The organism is Bradyrhizobium sp. FW305-F6 (assembly GCF_058782905.1).
The window spans coordinates 1,005,810-1,025,463 of record NZ_JBYSYD010000002.1 but is presented as its reverse complement, the minus strand read 5'-3'; the positions used below and the strand labels follow the sequence as shown (position 1 = coordinate 1,025,463).

At 65.1% G+C, this 19,654-nt stretch carries 21 protein-coding genes; 6 read left to right on the top strand and 15 right to left on the bottom strand.

Annotated features, from left to right (window positions below):
- Positions 1 to 5: 5 nt before the first annotated feature.
- The 4 genes from AC3WLX_RS16165 to AC3WLX_RS16150 all read right to left on the bottom strand — a co-directional run bounded on the left by AC3WLX_RS16165 (position 6) and on the right by AC3WLX_RS16150 (position 4,493).
- Positions 6 to 902, bottom strand: coding sequence for a carbohydrate ABC transporter permease (locus AC3WLX_RS16165; protein WP_492336689.1), 897 nt, complete (start codon positions 900 to 902; stop codon positions 6 to 8).
- Positions 895 to 1,851 (bottom strand): carbohydrate ABC transporter permease, encoded by a 957-nt coding sequence (locus tag AC3WLX_RS16160; RefSeq protein ID WP_291631777.1) that lies wholly within the window; start codon positions 1,849 to 1,851, stop codon positions 895 to 897. The genes AC3WLX_RS16165 and AC3WLX_RS16160 overlap by 8 nt, the downstream gene beginning before the upstream one ends.
- Before the next feature lie 166 nt (positions 1,852 to 2,017).
- Positions 2,018 to 3,364: an ABC transporter substrate-binding protein gene (locus tag AC3WLX_RS16155; protein ID WP_492336688.1), complete on the bottom strand. Its 1,347-nt coding sequence runs from the start codon at positions 3,362 to 3,364 to the stop codon at positions 2,018 to 2,020.
- A gap of 85 nt (positions 3,365 to 3,449) precedes the next feature.
- A complete protein-coding gene (locus AC3WLX_RS16150; protein ID WP_492336687.1) occupies positions 3,450 to 4,493 on the bottom strand; it encodes a C-terminal binding protein in 1,044 nt (347 codons plus the stop codon).
- Positions 4,494 to 4,743: 250 nt separating this feature from the next.
- Here AC3WLX_RS16150 and AC3WLX_RS16145 point away from each other — a divergent pair, with 250 nt between their 5' ends.
- Positions 4,744 to 6,429, top strand: coding sequence for a methyl-accepting chemotaxis protein (locus tag AC3WLX_RS16145; protein WP_492336686.1), 1,686 nt, complete (start codon positions 4,744 to 4,746; stop codon positions 6,427 to 6,429).
- 138 nt (positions 6,430 to 6,567) lie between these two features.
- On the opposite strand, the gene AC3WLX_RS16140 is transcribed toward AC3WLX_RS16145, so the two are convergent.
- Positions 6,568 to 7,545 (bottom strand): Bug family tripartite tricarboxylate transporter substrate binding protein, encoded by a 978-nt coding sequence (locus AC3WLX_RS16140; RefSeq protein ID WP_492337303.1) that lies wholly within the window; start codon positions 7,543 to 7,545, stop codon positions 6,568 to 6,570.
- Between the two features lie 232 nt (positions 7,546 to 7,777).
- Entirely contained in the window at positions 7,778 to 8,713 is a 936-nt protein-coding gene (locus AC3WLX_RS16135; RefSeq protein WP_492336685.1) for a DMT family transporter, read from the bottom strand.
- A gap of 105 nt (positions 8,714 to 8,818) precedes the next feature.
- Here AC3WLX_RS16135 and AC3WLX_RS16130 point away from each other — a divergent pair, with 105 nt between their 5' ends.
- Positions 8,819 to 9,208: a DUF1330 domain-containing protein gene (locus AC3WLX_RS16130; RefSeq protein WP_492337302.1), complete on the top strand. Its 390-nt coding sequence runs from the start codon at positions 8,819 to 8,821 to the stop codon at positions 9,206 to 9,208.
- A 207-nt stretch (positions 9,209 to 9,415) separates the two neighbouring features.
- Here AC3WLX_RS16130 and AC3WLX_RS16125 read toward each other — a convergent pair whose 3' ends face one another.
- Positions 9,416 to 10,348, bottom strand: coding sequence for a DMT family transporter (locus tag AC3WLX_RS16125; protein ID WP_492336684.1), 933 nt, complete (start codon positions 10,346 to 10,348; stop codon positions 9,416 to 9,418).
- Between the two features lie 423 nt (positions 10,349 to 10,771).
- On the opposite strand from AC3WLX_RS16125, the gene AC3WLX_RS16120 reads away from it, so the two are divergent.
- Together AC3WLX_RS16120 and AC3WLX_RS16115 are read left to right on the top strand one after the other, a co-directional pair.
- Entirely contained in the window at positions 10,772 to 12,064 is a 1,293-nt protein-coding gene (locus tag AC3WLX_RS16120) for an adenylosuccinate synthase (RefSeq protein WP_492336683.1), read from the top strand.
- 37 nt (positions 12,065 to 12,101) lie between these two features.
- Positions 12,102 to 13,694, top strand: a complete 1,593-nt coding sequence (locus tag AC3WLX_RS16115; protein WP_492336682.1) for a hypothetical protein — start codon at positions 12,102 to 12,104, stop codon at positions 13,692 to 13,694.
- Positions 13,695 to 13,829: 135 nt separating this feature from the next.
- Here AC3WLX_RS16115 and AC3WLX_RS16110 read toward each other — a convergent pair whose 3' ends face one another.
- The 3 genes from AC3WLX_RS16110 to AC3WLX_RS16100 all read right to left on the bottom strand — a co-directional run bounded on the left by AC3WLX_RS16110 (position 13,830) and on the right by AC3WLX_RS16100 (position 14,855).
- On the bottom strand, positions 13,830 to 14,105 hold the full coding sequence (locus tag AC3WLX_RS16110) for a hypothetical protein (RefSeq protein ID WP_492336681.1): 276 nt from the start codon (positions 14,103 to 14,105) through the stop codon (positions 13,830 to 13,832).
- Positions 14,106 to 14,348: 243 nt separating this feature from the next.
- Positions 14,349 to 14,594 carry a hypothetical protein gene (locus AC3WLX_RS16105; RefSeq protein ID WP_492336680.1) on the bottom strand — a complete coding sequence of 82 codons (246 nt, stop codon included), beginning with the start codon at positions 14,592 to 14,594 and terminating at the stop codon, positions 14,349 to 14,351.
- A 21-nt stretch (positions 14,595 to 14,615) separates the two neighbouring features.
- Positions 14,616 to 14,855, bottom strand: a complete 240-nt coding sequence (locus AC3WLX_RS16100) for a hypothetical protein (protein ID WP_291625221.1) — start codon at positions 14,853 to 14,855, stop codon at positions 14,616 to 14,618.
- Between the two features lie 144 nt (positions 14,856 to 14,999).
- Between AC3WLX_RS16100 and AC3WLX_RS16095 the strand changes: the two genes are divergently transcribed.
- Both AC3WLX_RS16095 and AC3WLX_RS16090 read left to right on the top strand, forming a co-directional pair.
- On the top strand, positions 15,000 to 15,425 hold the full coding sequence (locus AC3WLX_RS16095; RefSeq protein ID WP_291625223.1) for a DUF5413 family protein: 426 nt from the start codon (positions 15,000 to 15,002) through the stop codon (positions 15,423 to 15,425).
- Positions 15,426 to 15,487: 62 nt separating this feature from the next.
- Positions 15,488 to 16,030 carry a DUF4112 domain-containing protein gene (locus tag AC3WLX_RS16090; protein ID WP_291625225.1) on the top strand — a complete coding sequence of 181 codons (543 nt, stop codon included), beginning with the start codon at positions 15,488 to 15,490 and terminating at the stop codon, positions 16,028 to 16,030.
- 243 nt (positions 16,031 to 16,273) lie between these two features.
- Here the strand turns inward: AC3WLX_RS16090 and AC3WLX_RS16085 are convergent, their stop codons facing one another.
- From AC3WLX_RS16085 to AC3WLX_RS16065, 5 genes are all read right to left on the bottom strand, one after another.
- Positions 16,274 to 16,567: a hypothetical protein gene (locus AC3WLX_RS16085; RefSeq protein WP_027560969.1), complete on the bottom strand. Its 294-nt coding sequence runs from the start codon at positions 16,565 to 16,567 to the stop codon at positions 16,274 to 16,276.
- Between the two features lie 203 nt (positions 16,568 to 16,770).
- A complete protein-coding gene (locus tag AC3WLX_RS16080; RefSeq protein ID WP_492336679.1) occupies positions 16,771 to 16,944 on the bottom strand; it encodes a DUF3309 family protein in 174 nt (57 codons plus the stop codon).
- 107 nt (positions 16,945 to 17,051) lie between these two features.
- Positions 17,052 to 17,471 carry a peptide-methionine (R)-S-oxide reductase MsrB gene (msrB, locus tag AC3WLX_RS16075; protein ID WP_492336678.1) on the bottom strand — a complete coding sequence of 140 codons (420 nt, stop codon included), beginning with the start codon at positions 17,469 to 17,471 and terminating at the stop codon, positions 17,052 to 17,054.
- Positions 17,472 to 17,501: 30 nt separating this feature from the next.
- Entirely contained in the window at positions 17,502 to 18,206 is a 705-nt protein-coding gene (msrA, locus tag AC3WLX_RS16070) for a peptide-methionine (S)-S-oxide reductase MsrA (RefSeq protein ID WP_291625234.1), read from the bottom strand.
- A gap of 271 nt (positions 18,207 to 18,477) precedes the next feature.
- Positions 18,478 to 19,593: an ATP-dependent DNA helicase gene (locus AC3WLX_RS16065; RefSeq protein WP_492336677.1), complete on the bottom strand. Its 1,116-nt coding sequence runs from the start codon at positions 19,591 to 19,593 to the stop codon at positions 18,478 to 18,480.
- Between the last annotated feature and the right edge of the window lie 61 nt (positions 19,594 to 19,654).

Below are 19,654 nucleotides of genomic sequence, written 5' to 3'. Positions count from 1 at the left end.
TTCTGCTACTCCTTCACCGCGCCCGTCAGCGACGACACGTAGTAATCCACGAACAGCGAGTAGAAGATCGCGACCGGCAGCGAGCCCAGCAGCGAGCCCGCCATCAGTGCGCCCCACTGGTAGACGTCGCCGGTGACGAGCTCGGTCAGGATCGCGACCGGCACGGTCTTGTTGGCGCCGCTCTGGATGAAGGCGAGCGCGTAGATGAACTCGTTCCAGGACAGCGTGAAGGAGAAGATGCCGGCCGAGATCAGGCCGGGCACCGCCAGCGGCAGCGTGATCCGGCGCAGGATCTGGAGCCGCGTCGCGCCATCCACCAGCGCACACTCCTCGAGCTCGTAGGGGATCGACTTGAAATAGCCGATCAGCAGCCAGGTGCAGAACGGCACCAGGAAGGTGGGGTAGACCAGGATCAGCGCGATCGGCGAGTCGAACAGGCCGAACTGCACCACCACGGTGGCGAGCGGAATGAACAGGATGGAGGGCGGCACGAGATAGGCGAGATAGATGCCGAGGCCGACATAGGGGCTGCCGCGGAAGCGCAGGCGTTCGATGGCGTAGGCCGCCAGCGTGCTCGCGACCAGCGACAGCGTGGTCGAGCCGATCGCGACCAGCATCGTGGTCTTCAGCCAGTGCGGATAGGCGGTGTTGAACAACAGGTGCTTGATGTGGGCGAGCGTCGGCGAGGAGATCCAGAACGGGTTGTTGTCCTTGTAGTTCATCAGCTCCGCGTTCGGCTTGAACGAGGTGATCGCCATCCAGTAGAACGGAAACAAGAGGATCAGCACGAAGCAGCCGAGCGGCAGATAGATCATCATCAGCCGCCGCAGCCCGGAATCCCAGGCCATGGTGTCGGGCGGCGCCTTGGCGTTCGCGGTCGGTTGCACGACGGTGTCAGTCATTGGCCTCTCCCTGCTGCCATTTGCGGCGCGCCAGGCCGAAATAGGAAAACAGCGTCGCGAATACCAGGAACGGGATCATCGACACCGCGATCGCGGCGCCTTCACCGAGCTCGCCGCCGGCGATGCCGCGCTGGAACGCCAGCGTCGCCAGGAGGTGGGTGGAGTTCACCGGGCCGCCGCGGGTGATGGCGTAGACCAGCTGGAAGTCGGTGAAGGTGAAGATGATCGAGAAGGTCATGACGATGGCGAGGATCGGCATCATCATCGGGAAGGTGATGTAGCGGAAGCGTTGCCAGGCGGTGGCCCCGTCCAGCATTGCGGCCTCGTAGAGCGCGGGGGAGATGGTTTGCAGACCCGCCAGCAGCGAGATCGCGACGAAGGGAATGCCGCGCCAGATGTTGGCGGCGATCAGCGAGAAGCGCGCCGGCCAGGGCGAACCGAGGAAGTCGATATTGCTGTCGCGCCAATGCAGCACGTCGACCAGGAGGTAGGAGATAATCGAGAACTGCGGATCGTAAATCCACCAGAACGCCAGCGCCGAGAGCACGGTCGGCACGATCCAGGGCAACAGGATGATCGCGCGCAGCAGGCTCTTGAAGGGAAAATGGTTGTTGAGCAGCAGCGCGAGCCAGAAGCCGAGTGCGAACTTCCCGAAGGTCGCAATGCCGGTATAGAGCACGCTGTAGAACACCGCGTTCCACCACAGGGGATCGGTGACCAGATACTGGAAGTTCTCGATACCGATGTAGACGCCCCGCCGGCCGATCGTGGTGTCGGTGAAGGCCAGCCAGATGCCGAGCCCGAGCGGATAGGTCAGGAACACGGTCAAAAGCCCGATCGCGGGTGCAAGGCACATCACGATCAGGAACGGCTTGTAGTCGAACAGGCGCACGATCCAGTTCGGCTGCCGCTGCGCCAGCGCGGGGGAAGAGAGGGTGGTCACGGACATCAGGGCGTTGTCCTGTTCTTGGCTGTTACCACACCGTCATTGCGAGCGAAGCGACTTCTCCGCCGAAGCCTTGGCGAAGGCGGAAGCAATCCAGTCTGTCTTTGCAGTTGCACTCTGGATTGCCTCCTCGCTTCTTTCCTCGCAATGACGGCCGCGTTATCGGGCGTTACTTCGCAGCCTGCCGCCGGAAGTACCGCTTGCAGCGCTGCTCGGCTTCCGCGGCGGCGGCCTCCGGCGTCGCGGCGCCGGTCGCGACGGCCGCGAACATCTGGATCAGCACGTAGTCTGCGCTGACGGCACCCGTCGCCGTCGAGATCGGGCCCTTGTAGCCGTCGTAATAGGTGCTGTTCATCGTGTCCTTGAACAGCTTCACCTTGGGATCCTGCGACCACACGGCGGACTCGGCATAGGCTGCCAGCGGCTGGGACCAATAGCCGGAGTTGGCATTGAGCCACGGCTCGTACTGGTCCTTCTCCAGCATGTATTGCAGGAAGGCCTTTGCGGCGTTGGGATACTGGCTGTGCTTGAACACCATGGCATTCAGCGTCAGGCCCGCCATGGGCGAGATCTTGGCGACACCCTTGGGCAGCAGCTGATGCTCGCTGTCCTCCGCGATCGCCTTGGTCGCCGGGTCGTTCTTCAGCGAGAAGTACAGCGAGACGCCGTTCGCGGTCAGCGAGATCTCCTGCGAGGAGTAGGCGCGGTTGTTGCTGACGTCGTTCCAGGACGGCGTGCCGGCGATGAAGGTCGGATAGAGCTGCTTGACCCAGTTCAGCGCGGCGATCGTCTCCTTGCTGTTGATGACGACATTGCCTTCCTCGTCGAGCAGGGAGCCGTTGTGCGACCATAGTGCCCAGTTGGCGAAGCCATTGCCGTCGCCCTTGGCGTTGCCGAGCGCGAAGCCGGCCGGCTTGCCCGCCTTGTGCAGCTTCTGGCACAGGTCGAGAATCCCGGCATGGTCTTCCGGCACCTTGTCGAAGCCGACCGATTGCAGGATCGATTTGCGGTAGATCAGGGGGCCGGCGGTGGCGCCGAACGGCAGTCCGATCCAGGCGTCGCTCTTGTTCTTCTTGCCGTAGCGCTGCGCCAGCGGCAGCCAGCCGCCATACTTCTTGCCGACATAGTCGGCGACGTCGGTCAGCTCGATCAGCTTGTCGATGTAGATGTGCGGTGCGTCCGAGAAGCCGATGATGATGTCGGGGCCGGCCCCGGAATTCGCGGTCACCGCGGTCTGCTGGTTGATGTCTTCCCAGCCGACGAAATCGACCTTGACCTCGACCCCGGTCTCCTTGGTGAATTTTGCCGCATTGGCGCGGAACACGTCCTCGTCGGCCTGGACGAAGCGCACCGGGCGCAGCATGCGCAAGGTTGCGCCCTTCTCGATCTCGCGCTTGGGTGCCGGAACATCGGCAGCCTTGATGTTGGATGTTTGCGCTGCAGCACCGGTAGCAGCAAGCGTTGCAGCGGACAGGCCCAGCGCCAAGGCATCACGACGTGTGATGTCGTTCCTCATCAGTACCTCCCTATGATGTCTCCCTTCCCGGCGTTGATCGCCGGTGAAGGGGCCGTTTGGTCCTTGGCGCGTTCGCGCCGGCCGCCTAGCTGTTCGGTCCGCGGTCCATGCTGACGGGCTGCCAGCGGCGGAGCGCGGTGTTTTGCAGCACCGACGGATTGACGCAGCTTACCGGCCACATGCCCTGCAACACCAGTGACAATTCGTAGCCCACCCGGCGCTTGCGCGCTTCGTCAAACCGTGCCGAGGCCGAGGCGACGTGGGCGGTCAGGGTCACGTTCTCCATGCCGAGCAGCGGATTGTTGTGCGACGGCGGTTCCTTCTCCAGCACGTCGAGGGCGGCGTGGGCGATCCAGCCCTCCTGCAGCGCCTTGATCAGGCTCTCCTCGTCCACGGTGGCTCCGCGACCGGTGTTGATGAAGATCGAACCCCTCTTCATCTGCCGGAAGTGCTTCTCGGTCAGCATGTGGTGCACCTCCGGTCGCGCGGGGGCATGCATCGATACGAAATCGGATTGCGACAGCACCTCGTTCAGCGTCGCCGGGATCACGCCATGCTCGTACATCAGCGTTTCCTGGATGAAGGGATCATAGGCCATCATGCGCAGGCCGAACGGCGCGGCGCGCCTCGCGACCGCACGGGCGACGCGGCCGAACGAGACGAAGCCGAGCGTCTGGCCCATCAGCCTCGGGATCTTGAGCAGCGCCGGCCGCCCCTCGGCCCAGCGGCCGTCACGCGCCATCCTGTCCTGCTCGACCAGGCGGCGGAAGCCGGCGAGCAGCAGCATCATGGCGTGGTCGGCGACCTCCTCGATGAAGGTGTCGGGGATGTTGGTGACGGGAATGCCGCGCGCGGTGGCGGCCTTGACGTCGACGCTGTCGACGCCGACCGAGCCGAGCGTGATGACCTTGCAGCTCTCCAGCGCGTCGATGATGGACTTGGTGATCGGGATGCTTTTGGCGTAGATGGCGTCGGCATTCTTCGCCGCGGCGATGAACCCGGCCTCGTCGGCGGGCGCCTCGACGATCTCGGCATCGATCGGATCGAGCGCCTCGCGCTCGTAGGAATAATCGCTGCCCGCGACGGTGAAGCTCGCACCCTTGGGCGTCACCACCCTGTATTTCGGCATTCTCTGCTCCCGATCTGGTTTCTTGTCGTGACCCGCCTCGACGGGGGGCCTTTGCGTCTTTTACGCGAAATCCGGGCGAGTGCGTACAATTCACGGTTGTCTTGGGCCAGGTATATTCCCGCTTTTCCGCACAAGCTCCGGGCTTCTACGGAGGTGCGTAAGGAACTTGCTAAGGGCTCGGCCCCTAAAACTTGATTCGAATTTGATCGATCTCGTCGCGCGCCCGTATCCCATTATTCGGAGCCCACCCGTGAAATTGAGCAATCTGAAGATCGCCCCGAAGCTCGGCATTCTCGTCGGCGTCACTTTGTTGGGTCTCTGCATCTCCGGCGTCCTGGCCGCTTACCTGATGAAGCAGGAGATGGTGGATGCGCGCATCGACCAGGCCAAGGCGATCGTGGAGATGGCACGCAATTACGCGGCTGCGCTCAAAAAGCGGGTCGATGCCGGCGAGATGACGAAGGACGCGGCGATGGCCGAGATTCGCCGCTACGGCAACGCGATGACCTACGACAACGGGGCAGGCTATTTGTTCGGCACCTCCTACGACGGCATCACGCAGCTTGCACCCGATCCGAAGGTGATCGGTGCCAACCGAATGGACGTCGTGACCAACGGCCGCAAACTGTCCGTCGAACTGATGGAGGGTGTGAAGGCGAAGGGATCGATCCTGCTGCACTATGAGTACATGAAGCCGGGGCAAGAGAAGCCGATCCGCAAGATCGGCTATGCGGTGGCGGTGCCCGGCTTCGACATGTATGTCGGCACCGGCGCCTATCTCGACGACATCGATGCCAAGATGGGGCCGGTCTACTGGATGCTCGGCCTTGCCATGCTCGGCATCGTCATCGTTGCCGGTGGCGTTGCCTGGCTGATCGGTCGCGGCATCAGCCGCCCGCTGGCGCTGCTCGGCGCCCGTATGAAGGACCTCGCGGACGGCAAGCTCGAGGGCGACATTCCGGGCGTCGGCCGCGGCGACGAGGTCGGCGCGATGGCCTCGACCGTGCAGATCTTCAAGGACAACGCAATTCGCATCCGCAACCTCGAGAAGACCGAGGCCGATGCCAAGGACCGCGCAGCGGCGGAACGTCGCAGCGCGATGGAAGAGATCGCCAACGACTTCGAACGCAGCGTCAACGGCATCGTCCGTTCGGTCTCCACGGCCGCGGCCGGGATGCAGACGACGGCGCAGTCGATGACGGCGACCGCGAGTGACGCCTCCTCCCGTGCGGCGACGGTCGGTGCCGCCTCGCAAAAGGCCTCCGGCAACGTCGGCACTGTCGCGGCGGCTGCCGAGGAGCTGTCGAGCTCGGTTGCGGAAATCTCCCGTCAGGTCACGCGCTCGACCGAAGTTGCGAGCCGCGCCGTCAACGACGCCGAGCGCACCAACGCCACGGTGCAGGAGCTCTCGACCGGCGCCGAGAAGATCGGCGAGGTGGTCAAGCTCATTCATTCGATCGCGGCGCAGACCAATCTGCTCGCGCTCAATGCCACCATCGAGGCGGCGCGCGCCGGCGAATCCGGCCGCGGCTTCGCCGTCGTCGCCTCCGAGGTCAAGGCGCTCGCCAACCAGACCGCAAAGGCGACCGAGGAGATCTCCGCGCAGGTTGCCGCGATGCAGACCTCGACCAGCGACGCCGTCGCGGCGATCGGCGGCATCACCCAGACCATTGCCGAGATGAGCGAGATCACCGCGGGCATTTCCGCGTCGATCGAGCAGCAGGGCGAAGCGACGCGCGAGATCGCCCGCAACATCCAGTCGGTCGCGGCCGGCTCGAGCGAAATCAACGCCCATATAGGCAGCGTCACCTCGGCCGCGGAAGCGACCGGTGCTGCCGCCGGCGACGTGCTCACCAATGCCCGCGAGCTGGACACCCAGTCCGGTGCGCTGCGCAGCGCGGTGGACGGCTTCCTCGCCAAGGTCCGCGCGGCGTAAGCTCATCACGAGAGCCCTTGCCATCAACTCCGACGTCATGCCCGGGCTTGTCCCGGGCATCCACGTTCTCGGGCACCGCGCGCGCGGATATCCGTGGATGGCCGGGACAAGCCCGGCCATGACGGAGAATGCGGAGTCCTACTGCTTCTCGATCTTCGCGTTGGTGATCAGCTTCTCCCACAGCACGAGCTGTTCGTTCACGAACGTGGCGAGCTGCTCCGGCGTGCCGGAGAAGGCGTCCATGCCGAGCGTGGCGAGCTTGGCCTTCACCTCCGGATTCTCGATGATCTTGCGGATCTCGGTATTGAGCCGCGTCACGATTTCCTTCGGCATGCCGGCCGGGCCGAAATAACCCTGCCAGGACGAGATGTCGAAATCGGGCACGCCCGCTTCCTGCATCGAGGGCAAATGCGGCACCAGCGGCGAGCGCTCCTTGGTGGTGACGGCGAGCGCGCGCAGCGCGTTGCCGTTGACATGCGGAAGGCCGGTCAGGATGTCGACGAACATCATCGAGACGCGGCCGCCCATGACGTCGTTCAGCGCCGGCGGCGAGCTCTTGTAGGGCACGTGCAACAGGTCAAGCCCGGCATTGTGCGCGAAGGTCGCGCCCGAGACGATCGCCGAGGATGAGCCCGATGCGTAGCTCAGCTTGCCCGGATTGGCCTTGCCGTAGGCGACGAGCTCGGCGACGGACTTGGCCGGCACTTCCGGATTGATGACCAGCATGAACGGCAGGTCGCCGGTGCGGGCGATCGGGGTGAAGTCCTTGACCGGATCGTAAGTGAGGCTCTTGAGCAGATAGGGATTGGCCGAATGCGTGGTGTTGGTCGTCACCAGCAGCGTGTAACCGTCGGGAGCGGCCTTCGCGACATAGGTCGCCGCGAGCATGCCGTTGGCGCCGGCCTTGTTCTCGATCACGATGCCGACGCCGAGCGCCTGCGACAGATGCTGCGAGATCAGCCGCGTGGTGGTGTCGGTCCCGCTGCCGGCCGCGAACGGCAGCACCAGCGTGATGTTGCGGCTCGGATAGGTGTCGGCCTGAGCAGTGGATGCCGCAGTGAGGACAAGCGCGGCCGCGCCGACGGTCCGCAGGTTTCGAATCAACGCTGAAAAAATCATGTGTGGTCGTTCCCTCTTTTTCGTTGGCGGGGAACCTAGCTTGTCTTCATCAAGATCGGAAGACATGAGTTTCGCGCCCCGGGCGCGGTGCAGCACGCCGCTCTTGGCGGCGTGGTGCACTGCTGAACCGGGGCCCATGCTTGCGGCAGCCTGGGTCCCGGCTCTGCGTCGCAACGCTTCGCGCTGCGCCGCGTCCGGGACACGAGAGTGCATCGTCCGTCGCGCGGAATTACTTTGCCGCCGAGCCCTGCCGCGATGCGAGCACGACGCCGGCGAGCACCATCGCATAGCCGATCAGGTGGAACGGCTGCAGCTTTTCGCCCAGCAGCAGGATCGCCATCGCCGAGCCGAACACCGGCACCAGATGGAAGAACGGCGCCGCCCGGTTCGGCCCGATCAACGCGACGCCGCGGTTGAAGAAGAGATAGGCGAGGGTGGAGGGAAAGATCAGGATGTAGCCCAGCGTCGCCAGCGTGATCGCGTCCAGGTGCAGCACCCGGCCGCTGGCCGCCTCCCAGATCGCCGTCGGCAGCAGCATCGTCGCGCCGCAGCAGGTGGTAAAGGACAGGAAGGAGAGCTGATGAATCTTCGGCCTCCGCGGGATGAACACGGAGTAGAGGCCGAACGCGACCAGCGAGGAGGCGAACATGATGTCGCCCCGGTTGAAACTGATGCTCGCGAGCGCGGTGATCTCGCCGCGCAGGATGATGATCAGCACGCCGAGCAGCGAGATCGCGATGCCGCCGAGCTGCGCCCCGGTCAGCCGCACGCCGAACAGCACCAGCGACCACAGTGCCACGAACAGCGGACCCGCCGACTGGATCAGCAGCGCGTTCAGCGCCTCGGTGTATTGCATCGCCCAGTACGAGATCGCGTTGTTGAACGCAAAGCCGACCAGCGACAGGAACAGCATCAACGGCAGGCTCTTGCGCAAGGCCGGCCAGTCGCGCTTCAGATGCGGCCAGGCGAACGGCAGCAGGATCAGGAACACGCCGTACCAGCGGATCGTGGTCACCGTCAGCGGCGGCACATGCGCCCCGACATGGCGCGCGAGCACGATGTTGCCCGCCCAGAACAGCGAGGTCAGGCTGAGCAGCAGATAAGGCTGGTTGTTGAGCCAGCTGGCCGGATTGGCGGCCTTTGGCGCGGGCGAAGCGGTCGTCATTGGCGTTGCGAACGAGCTTGCGCCGGATGGCCGGGATGGCACAAGTCACGCAGTCGCAATGCTACAATGCAGGCCTGAGCCGAGGAGGTGCCATTGGCGGTCAATATGTTGAACATCGAGGGGCTGGAGCGGCTCGATCCGAATCGGCCGGTGGTGATGCTGAACCTGATGCGCTTCCACGCGCGCTCGCGCGACGGCGACGGGTCTGGCTGGGACGCGTATCTGCGCTACAGCTCGATCACCGTGCCGATGATCAGGGCGCGCGGCGGCACGCTGCTCTGGACCGGCGAAGCCAAGACGGTTGCGCTCGGTCCGCATGACGGCAACAATTGGGACTTCGTCGCGCTGGTATATTATCCGACGGTCGCGGTCTTCCTCGACATGATGACGTCGGAAACCTACGAGCGTGAAGCCGACCCGCATCGCGTCAACGGCTGCGCCGAGCACGTCATCATCGCGACGAGCGAAGCCTACAGCAAGTTCAAGATAAAATAGCCTGCGCTCTTTCTTACCCTCCCCTGGAGGGGGAGGGTCGATCGCGCGTCGCGCGAGCGGGGTGGGGTGATCTCTCCACTCGGGCAGCGCGTCCGCGGAGAGACTGCCACCCCACCCCGTCTCCCATTTCGCTTCGCTCAATGTGAGTCGACCCTCCCCCTCCAGGGGAGGGTGAAGCGGACAGCGGTGCGCTCTGACAACTTGCGGCTACGCCGCCTGCTTCCTTGACGCCGCGAACACGCCCGCGAGCACCAATGCAAAGCCGATGAAGTGGAACGCCTGCGGGTGCTCGCCGAGGAATACCATCGCCATGACCGAGCCGAACACCGGCACGACATGGAAGAACGGCGCGGCGCGGTTGGCGCCGATCAGGCGCACGCCGCGATTGAAGCAGAGATAGGCGAGCGCGGAAGGGAAGACGGCGACGTAGAACAGCGTCAGCAGGTTCGGCCCGTCGAGCTTCATCACCGGGCGCACGGACAGTTCCCAGATCTCCAGCGGAACGAGGCAGGCCGCGCCGCAGCCAAAGGTGAAGGCGAGGAACGACAGGCCGTGCATCGGCGGCCGCTTCAGGGACAGCACCGAATAGAGCGCGAAGATCAGGAGCGCGAGCAGGAAGATCAGGTCGCCCTTGTTGAAGTCGATGTTCGACAGCGTGGTGAAGTCGCCATGCAGCAGGATGGTCAGCACGCCGCACATCGACAGCAGCACGCCGAAGGCCTGCGCCGCGGTGAGGCGGATGCCGAGAATGGCCAGTGACCACAGCGCCACCAGCAGCGGCGCGGCCGACTGCAGCAGCAGCGTATTCAGCGCCTGGGTGTGCTCCAGCGACCAATATTGCAGCGTGTTGAAGGCGCCGATGCCGGTGACCGAGAGCGTGACCATCAGGCCGAGCTTGCTGCGGATCGCCGGCCAGTCCTGCGCGAGGTGTTTCCACGCGAACGGCAGCACCAGCAGGAAGGCGAAGAACCAGCGGAGGAACGACAGCGTGACCGGTGGGATATGGCCGGCGGCGAGCCGCCCGACGATGGCGTTGCCGGCCCAGCACAGCGCGGTGATGCTGAGCAGCAGATACGGCTGGTTGGCGATCCAGCTGTGGCCGGATGTTTCCGCGCTCGTGGTCTGGTCGGTGGCGGACATTATGATCGTCGAAGCCCCGCGTGGAATACGCCGAGGCTTCCGGCCCGGCGAGGTCCGGGCCGGCTGATCACCCGGCACCGTCCAAAGACACGGAAAGCGAGGTTGCATCAACAGGGGGCGGACGCATCGCGACCATGCCGGCGGCGACGGTGTCCCTCACGCTTTGGTCGAAGCCGTTGCGAGGACCCCCGCGAGTTCTGGATTTTCTGCGGATATCAATGGCTTGGGCCGGGCTAGGGACCCCGAATAGGCCCCCTTCTTGCTTGCCTAGAGGGGCTGCTTCCTTTATCCGGTTGGCTGCCTTGCGTGCGGGCGGCTCCGGCCGCCGATTGGGCTGGGCGCAGGCATGATCCCGGAAAAGTGGGCACCGGTTTTCCGCGAGGATCATGCCTTTTCGACAGTTTGAAACAGGATTACCCGCGAATGGCCAATGTTGTCGTCGTCGGCGCCCAGTGGGGCGACGAAGGGAAGGGCAAGATCGTCGACTGGTTGTCGGAGCAGGCGGATATCGTCGTCCGCTTCCAGGGCGGCCATAACGCCGGCCACACGCTGGTCATCAACGGCAAGACCTACAAGCTCGCGCTGCTGCCCTCCGGCGTGCTGCGCGAGGGCAAGCTGTCGGTGATCGGCAACGGCGTGGTGTTCGATCCCGCCGCCTTCCTCGACGAGGTCGCCAGGCTCAAGTCGCAGGGCGTCGATGTCAGCCCCGACAATCTGCGCGTTGCCGAAAACGTCACGCTGATCCTGCCGCTGCACCGCGAGCTTGATGCCTTGCGCGAGTCCGCCAGCGCCGCGACCGCGATCGGCACCACCCGCCGCGGCATCGGGCCCGCCTATGAGGACAAGGTCGGGCGCCGCGCCATCCGCCTGATGGATCTGGCCGATCCTCAGACCCTGCCGCACAAGATCGACCGCCTGCTGGCGCACCACAATGCGCTGCGCCGCGGCCTCAACCTGCCCGAATTCGACGGCAAGGTGGTCCTGAAAGAACTGATGGAGATGGCGCCGCAGCTGTTGCCCTATGCCGAGACGGTGTGGCGCCTGCTCGACATCGAGCGGCGCGCCGGCAAGCGCATGCTGTTCGAGGGCGCGCAGGGCGCGCTGCTCGACGTCGACCACGGCACCTATCCTTACGTCACCTCGTCCAACACTGTGGCGGCGCAGGCGGCGACCGGCGCGGGGGTCGGTCCCGGCACGATCGGCTACGTGCTCGGCCTGTGCAAGGCCTATACGACCCGCGTCGGCCAAGGCCCATTCCCGACCGAGCAGGACAACGAGATCGGCCGCAAGATCGGCGAGCGCGGCCGCGAGTTCGGCACCAATACCGGCCGTCCGCGTCGCTGCGGTTGGTTCGACGCCGTGCTGGTGCGCCAAGCGGTCCGGACCTGCGGCATCAATGGCCTGGCGCTGACCAAGCTCGACATCCTCGACGGCTTCGATTCGATCGAGGTCTGCACCGGCTACAAGCTCGACGGCAAGGAGATCGACCATTTCCCGGCCGGCGAAGGCGCGCAGGCCCGCGTCGAGCCGATCTATGAGACCATCGAGGGCTGGAAGGAGCCGACCGCGAGCGCGCGGTCCTGGGCCGACCTGCCGGCCCAAGCCATCAAATATGTCCGGCGGATCGAGGAATTGGTGGGATGCCCGGTCGCACTGCTTTCCACCAGCCCCGAACGCGAGGATACTATCCTCGTGCAAAACCCGTTTGAGGCTTAACGATCTCTTACCAGGACGCGGATATAGTTGAGTAGAAATGGCTGATTACTATCCGCTGATCGCCCGCGCTATTGCCGCCCTGGACCCCAATGCTCCCGGCGAAAGCCGTCGCGCGCTCTATGAGCGGGCGCGCACGGCCCTGATCGCACAACTGCGCAGCGTGCAGCCGCCGCTCTCCGAATCGGAGATCACCCGCGAACGGTTGTCGCTGGAGGAGGCCGTCCGGAAGGTCGAATCGGAGGCCGCCCAGCGTGCCCGCGAGGCCTCGCGGCCCGGGGGTGGCGCCCGCCCCGGCTCGAGTGGCGACGCGTTCCGCCGCGCCAGCACCCGAGCTGCCGAGGGCAACCCGGCTGCCGCGCCGCCGCGCACGCGCCCGGCTCCGACTCCGCCGCGCGCCGACCGCCCGTCCTTCAACGTCGATGACCCCGGTGAGGCCCCGCGTCCGCCGCGCGCGCCTCGTTTCGACGCCCCGCGCCAGGGGCCCCCGTCCGCCCCGCCGCCGGCAGCGGAGCCGCCGGCCGGGCGTGATCGCCAAGGTGGGCGCCGTCCGCCCGATGTCGGCCCGCCGCCACCGCTGCCGCCCGCGCCGGGCGTCCGCGGCTTCCGCGACATCACGGCCGATGCCAACGATCTCGGCGGCGCCGCCGCGCAGGCCAGCCGCGCCGCGCGCCGCACCTACGCCAACGTGCCCTCGCCCTCGCCGGAATTCGACCGGCTGGAGCCGAGCCTGGAAAACCGCGCCGCGGAGGCCGAGGCGCCCTATTCCTACGACGAATCGGTCGAGGAGGCTGAACGCTACGCGCCGCAGCCGCCGTCGCCGCGTCCGCGCGCCGCCCCCGAGCGCGAGGCCAAGAAGCGCGTCCGCACCGGCTCCGCCTTCCCGTTCAAGAGCGCGATCGCCGTCGGCATCGTGCTGATTCTGGTCGGCGCCGGCATCCTCTGGGGTAAACCGCTGCTTGAGCGCGCCACCAACCTGTTCAGGTCCTCGCCGACCCAGGTGGCGGAGACGCCGACCCCGGCCCAGCCGCAGAGCAAGCCGAAGATTCCCGATCGCGTCGGCCAGCCCTCGGCTGACCAGCCGGTCGCGCCGGTGGCGCAGAAGGTCGTGCTCTACGACGAGGATCCGTCCGACCCCAAGGGCAAGCAATATGTCGGCTCGGTGGTGTGGCGGCTGGAGCAGATCAAGGCCTCCGGCAACCAGAAGGCCGACGTCGCCGTGCGCGCCGACATCGAGATTCCCGATCGCAAGTTCAAGATGACGATGTCGTTCCGCCGCAACACCGATTCCTCGCTGCCGGCGAGCCACACCGCGGAATTGACCTTCATCCTGCCGCCGGATTTCCCGGGCGGCAGCGTCTCCAACGTGCCGGGCATCCTGATGAAGTCGAACGAGCAGGCGCGCGGTACGCCGCTCGCCGGTCTCGCGGTCAAGGTCACCGACGGCTTCTTCCTGGTCGGCCTGTCCAATGTCGACGCCGACCGCGCCCGCAACGTGCAGCTCCTGAAGGAGCGCTCCTGGTTCGACGTGCCGCTGGTCTATGCCAACCAGCGCCGCGCCATCATCGCCATCGAGAAGGGTGCCCCCGGCGAGCGCGCCTTCAACGACGCCTTCGCCCAGTGGGGCGATTGAGGCCGCCGCCGTCATTCCGGGGCGCGCGTAGCGCGAGCCCGGAATCCATCGCGCAGCACGTGATGCCGGAAAATGGATTCCGGGTTCGACGCTGCGCGTCGCCCCGGAATGACATTTCTGGATGTACCTGTAGCGCTACTGCGCCGCCGCTTCCCGCTTGCGCGATGCCGTCGCGGCGGCGTGCTCGCGGTCCATCACGGTACGGCAGCCTGGGCTGACCTGCGACTTGTTGCGAACCATGCAGGCGGTGATCCGCGGGATATCCGGAATCTCGCTGGAGCACAGCCGCATCGCATCGCCCGAGCACATCTGCTGCGCTTCGGACGAGAAGGCGAGGCCGGGTGTCATCTGCAGTGCGAGGCCGGTGACGGCGACAGCGAAGAGTGAAGCGATCGTCTGAAGGCGTGTCATGTGGAATGGGTCCCCGAGGTCCTGGGCTTGAGCCACTTGGTTCTGGGGCGCCGCACGCGGCTTGATCTGCCGCATGTCACAGCCTTCACGTCGGGCACTTTGGTCCCGCATGTGGTCGCTCGATTTCTTGATGCCCGAATCGAAAGTGCTACGCCGCCCGAGGCAAGTATGCGCCATTGTCGTGCGCCTGCAATGGCCGGCGTAAAGGAATTCGCAATTGTTGCACGCGAGTCACGTCGGCGGTCAGATCAGCCGCTCGGGGGATACGCTCGCTGGTTCCGCATCGCTCAAGCCGAGCGATGCCGCATGTTCCTCGACGGCGGTGACGCCCTTCGCCGTGAGCTCGAACAAATCACCGTCCTTCATCACGTAGCCGTCGGCGATCAGCTGTCCCACCTTGCCCTGGCGGTCGTCGGCAAAGGCAACGGATTGGCTGATGTCCCGGAGGATGGAGAGTTGTTCGTCGCGTAACATGGCTTCACGCTCCATTCGCCGGGATGGTGCCGGTCTTCACATGCCGTGGCTCTGAAACACCTTGTTGCAAGATTTCGACAGCTTGGCTCGATTGGCTTGAAGGCAGCCTTGCACCGCCATGTCGTTGCCGAGGTCCTTGCGGCAGAAACGCTGAGCGTCGCGCGAGCAAGCCTTCTGCTCCTGGGGCGTTCCCATATGGCCTTGAGCGAATGCGGGCGCGTCGGACAGGCTCAACGCTGCCAGTGCGATCGTCGCCAAGAAAAATTTGCGGGCCATCAGCGCTCCATTCAAACAGGGGTAAAATCAGGTCCAGCATGAACTCGGCGCTTTGCCACTTGTTCCTTGAGGGGGAGAGCGCTCCGCCCGCTGTTCAAGGTTCCCCCGGCACTGCTATAAAGCTCACAGAGGGTGAGGTGCTTGATGAAACGCTATCTGGTGTTCGCGCTGGTCGTTCCGTTCGTCGGCGGGTTCCTGTTGCTGCTGACGACGACCTACCAGTCCGGCTATTGGGCCCACACCAATCTCGGCGAGGTCGGCAAGCTGTTCGCGGTGTTCTTCAAGACCCTGCAATACAGCTATTTGTTCGGCTTCCTGCCCGCGCTGATGATCGGCGCGGTCGACGACATCCTGATCCACGTCCGCCGGATCAGCCCCGGCGTGCGGATGCTCCTGGTCGGCCTGTTCGCCTTCGTCCTGGCCGCGTTCACCCACAGCTCGCGCGGGCCGGATTCCGGCGCGGTGCAGGTCATCCTGTACGGCCTCGTCGGGTTCGTCCCGGCGGTGATTTCTTCCTGGCTCGTGCATAGATATGTCGAGGAGCCGCCGGCGGTGGTGGCGCCGACCTAAAGCGCGCGACCTTCGAGCGCGGCCCCGCAACCTCCACCGCGCCCGCGCGTTGCCGAGAAGCCATGACCATGTCCGACGACGATATCCTTGCTCCGCGCCGATCCCGTTCCGAGGGTAGCCCGCGCGCGGCCTCTTCCGGCAAGCAGGCCCGCGGGCCGATCATCGACCAGGAAGGCCAGGAAATTCGTCCCGAGACGCTGGAGCAGGGATTTCGCGAGTTTCGTTTCGAGTTCGGGCAGGCGAGCCCGTTCGGCAATCTGACGCGCGAGCAGCGGATCGCGCGGCTCGAGGCCATCGCCAAGCTGCTCGACGTCGCCTTCATCCTGCCCGGCACCAACATCCGTTACGGGATCGACGGGCTGATCGGCCTGATCCCGGTGGTCGGCGACATCATCACGACCGCGATCTCCCTGTGGCTGGTGCGGGAGGCGAGGGCGCTGGGCGCGCCCTGGTACATTACCGCGCGCATGCTCGGCAATGTCGCGGTCGACGGCGTGGTCGGCCTCGTCCCGTTCGCGGGCGACGCCTTTGACGTCATGTTCCGCGCCAACATGCGCAACGTCCGCCTGCTTCAGCGCTGGCTGGAAAAGCAGCCGCGGATGTAGGGGCTCTTCCTCCTGCTCTCATGTCCCGGACAAGGTGCGGCGCGCAAGCGCCGCGCCGTAGAGCCGGGACCCAGGAGCCAAAGGGCATGTTGATGGATGGGCCCCGGCTCTGCAGCGCACCGCCGAAGGAGCGCTGCGCTGCGTCCGGGGCACGAAAACGAACATCTTTCCCTAAAACACAAAAGGCACGACGACCTTTCGGCCGTCGCGCCTTCTGCGCACATCGAACAGTGTTGGAAAAGCTTACGCGGCGTCGGCGTCGGTCTCTGCGGCCGGAGCCGGCTTGGGCCGGCGGGGCAGCGGGAAGGCCTCGCTCTCGTACAGCGAGCGGATGCCGTTCTGGTCGAAGCGTGCTTCCTCGACCTGGAGATAGGCGCCGTTCAGCGAATCCGTCGGCAACTGCTCCATCGCGAACTGCACGGCCTCGGCTGCGGTGCCGAACCGGCGATAGGTGAAGCCCGCGCGCTTCTTCTTACGGATTGCGGCGGGGAAGAGTTCGGCGGAGGTGTTGAAGTTGAACGGACGCAGTGGACGCATGGTCAAAGACCTCGTGATCTTCTCTGGGGCTTTAAGCGCGTGAGTTTGGGGGAGGGCAGAGGCCGCAATCGAGCGGGCCCGCCACATGCATTGTCGCCCTCTAATATAGGCCGATCTGACAAAAATGCGACCCCTGCGACGCGAGATGATGAATCCGCGCATGGCAGCCAAGCGAACGAGAAAAGTATAGTAATTTCAATTATTTAAGTCGTTAACACTTTGCCAGGAAGCAGCAGCACGACCAGGACCACCAGCACGACCGCGCCGAGGCCGATGCCGGAATGGCCAAGGCCATAGCCATACCCGCCAAACCGGCCCGACAGGCCGCCGAGCAGATAGATGATCACCAGGATGATCAGGATGGTCCCAAGCGTCACGGCCTCCTCCCTGGCGGTCGCCGAAACAGGATGTTGGGCCGCACCCCACTGGAGGAAGGCATATCGCGACGCCGGGTTCCATGGTGGAACCCGGCGTCGGACTTCGTTTATTTCGGCTCCAGCTTCAGCGCCGCCGAGTTGATGCAGTAGCGCAGGCCGGTCGGTCCGGGTCCATCGGGGAAGACATGGCCGAGATGGCCGCTGCATTTGGAGCAGAGCACCTCGGTCCGGACCATGCCATGGCTCGTATCCCGCTCCTCGTCGATGTGGCTCTCGACCGCCGGCTGGCTGAAGCTCGGCCAGCCGCAGCCGGAATCGAACTTGGCGTCGGATTCGAACAAGGAATTGCCGCAGCCGGCACAGACGTAAGTGCCGGCACGCTCCTCGTGCTCATACTCGCCCGAGAAGGGACGCTCGGTCGCCTTCTCGCGCAGCACGGCGTATTGCATCGGCGTCAATTCGCGCCGCCACTGCTCTTCGCTCTTGCTGACTTTGTCGTCCGTGATCTTCGTCTTGGTATCGGGCATGGGTCTCCCGTTCTCAGGATGATTTTTCGATCAGTTGGTGGCCTTGCCGGCATTCACCAGCGTCGGCTTCTCGATGTAGTTATCCGCGAACAGCTTTTTCAGGTTCTCGACCTTGGGGATGTCGTTATAGGCGATGTAGGGCTGGTTCGGGTGCAGCGTCAGATAGTCCTGGTGATAGGCCTCCGCCGGATAGAACGCCTCCAGCGCGCCGACCTTGGTCACGATAGGCTTCTTGAACGCCTTCGCGCCGTTAAGTTGGGCGATATAGGCTTCCGCCACTTTCTTCTGCTCGTCGGACGTTGTGAAGATCGCCGAGCGATATTGCGGGCCGACGTCCGGGCCCTGGCGGTTGAGCTGGGTCGGGTCGTGCACCACCGAGAAGTAGATCTGGAGGATCTTCCCATAGGAAATCTTCTTCGGGTCGTACTTGATCTCGACCACCTCGGCATGGCTGGTGCGGCCGCTCGAGACGCTCTGGTAGTCGGCGGTCGCCTTGGTGCCGCCGGCATAGCCGGAGACGGCGTTGACCACGCCCGCCGTGTGCTGGAAGACGCCCTGCACGCCCCAGAAGCAGCCACCGGCAAGTACGGCGGTCTGGATTCCGCTCGAAGCTGCGGCGTCCACGGCCGGGGCCGGGATCACGACCGCGTCCTCCGCGGCCCCGGACGGCATCGTGAAGGCCAGCGTCAGGGGGGCGGCTGCGGCAACCAGGAAGGCGAGGGCAATTCGGCGCATGGCAATCCTCTCTCGGAAGGTGACAGTCTAGGGCGATCGGGACCGGGCGAACAGCCCGGTCGCGCTTTCCCGACATCCGAGATACGGACGTCGCCGCTGATCGTTACGCCGCCGCGGACACGAGACCGTGAGCATGCGGCTCGGGACATCTGCGGGCCGGCTTGGCGGGATGCGGAACTCCCGCTCAAGCATGATCCGGAAAAGTGCGCAGCGGTTGTCCGGAAAAATCATGGGTGGCTGGAGCGGCCCCTGACTACATGCTGACGTCGCTTTAAACCACCACGCTCAGCCGCTTCGCCGCCCGCGTGATACCCGTGTACAGCCACCGTGCCCGCGAATCCTGAAACGCAAAGCTCTCGTCGAACAACACGACATCGTCCCATTGCGAGCCCTGCGACTTGTGCACGGTCAGCACGTAGCCGTAGTCGAACTCGTCATAGGGCTTGCGCTGCTCCCAGCCGATCTGCTCGATGCCGCCCTCGAAGCAATCGGCGCGCACCGAGACCTTGGTCACCTTGTGGCCGAAATCCTCGTCGGGCGACAGCCGCATGCTGAGGATACGCGACTTCGAACGCGAAGTGTTGCGCGACTTCACGCGCCAAAGGCCACCGTTGAACAGGCCCTTCTTGCGGTTGTTGCGCAGGCACACCAGCTTGTCACCGGCGACCGGGAAGGCGTCCTCGATGTTCTGGCGCTGGCGTACCCGCATGTTGTAGGCGCGTCGGGTGTTGTTGCGGCCGACCAGGATCTGGTCGGCGCCCATGACCCTGTCAGGATCGAGCTCCTTGCGCGGCACCACCTCGCTCTCGCCGTAGCGGCCGACGTCGAGCTCGCGTCCTTCGCGGACGTCCATCGACATCCGGACGATCGGATCGTCCTGGGCCTGGCGATGCACCTCGGTCAGCATCGCGTCCGGCTCGGAATTAGTGAAGAAGCCGCCGCCCTGGATCGGCGGCAGCTGCGCGGGATCGCCCAGCACCAGGAGAGGACAGTCGAACGACATCAGGTCGCGCCCGAGTTCGGCGTCGACCATCGAGCATTCGTCGATGATGATCAGCTTGGCCTTGGAGGCCGGCGCGTCGTCCCACAATTCGAAGCTCGGCTGCTCCTCGCCGGATTCGCGGGCACGATAGATCAGCGAATGAATGGTGGAGGCGCCGTCGCAGCCCTTGTTGCGCATGACGAGGGCGGCCTTGCCGGTGAAGGCTGCGAACTTCACCTCTCCGTCGACACCTTCGGCGATGTGCCGGGCCAGCGTGGTCTTGCCGGTGCCGGCGAAGCCGAACAGGCGGAACACCGGCGGCGTGCCGCCCCGTCCGGGTCTTGCTTTCAGCCAGTCGCCGACGGCCTTGAGCGCGGCATCCTGATGCGGGGTGAACGTGGCCATGTTTGTCTTGAGAGAGAACCGGCGATTCGCCGCTTCTCGCAAGCTAACCATTGCGGCTGGC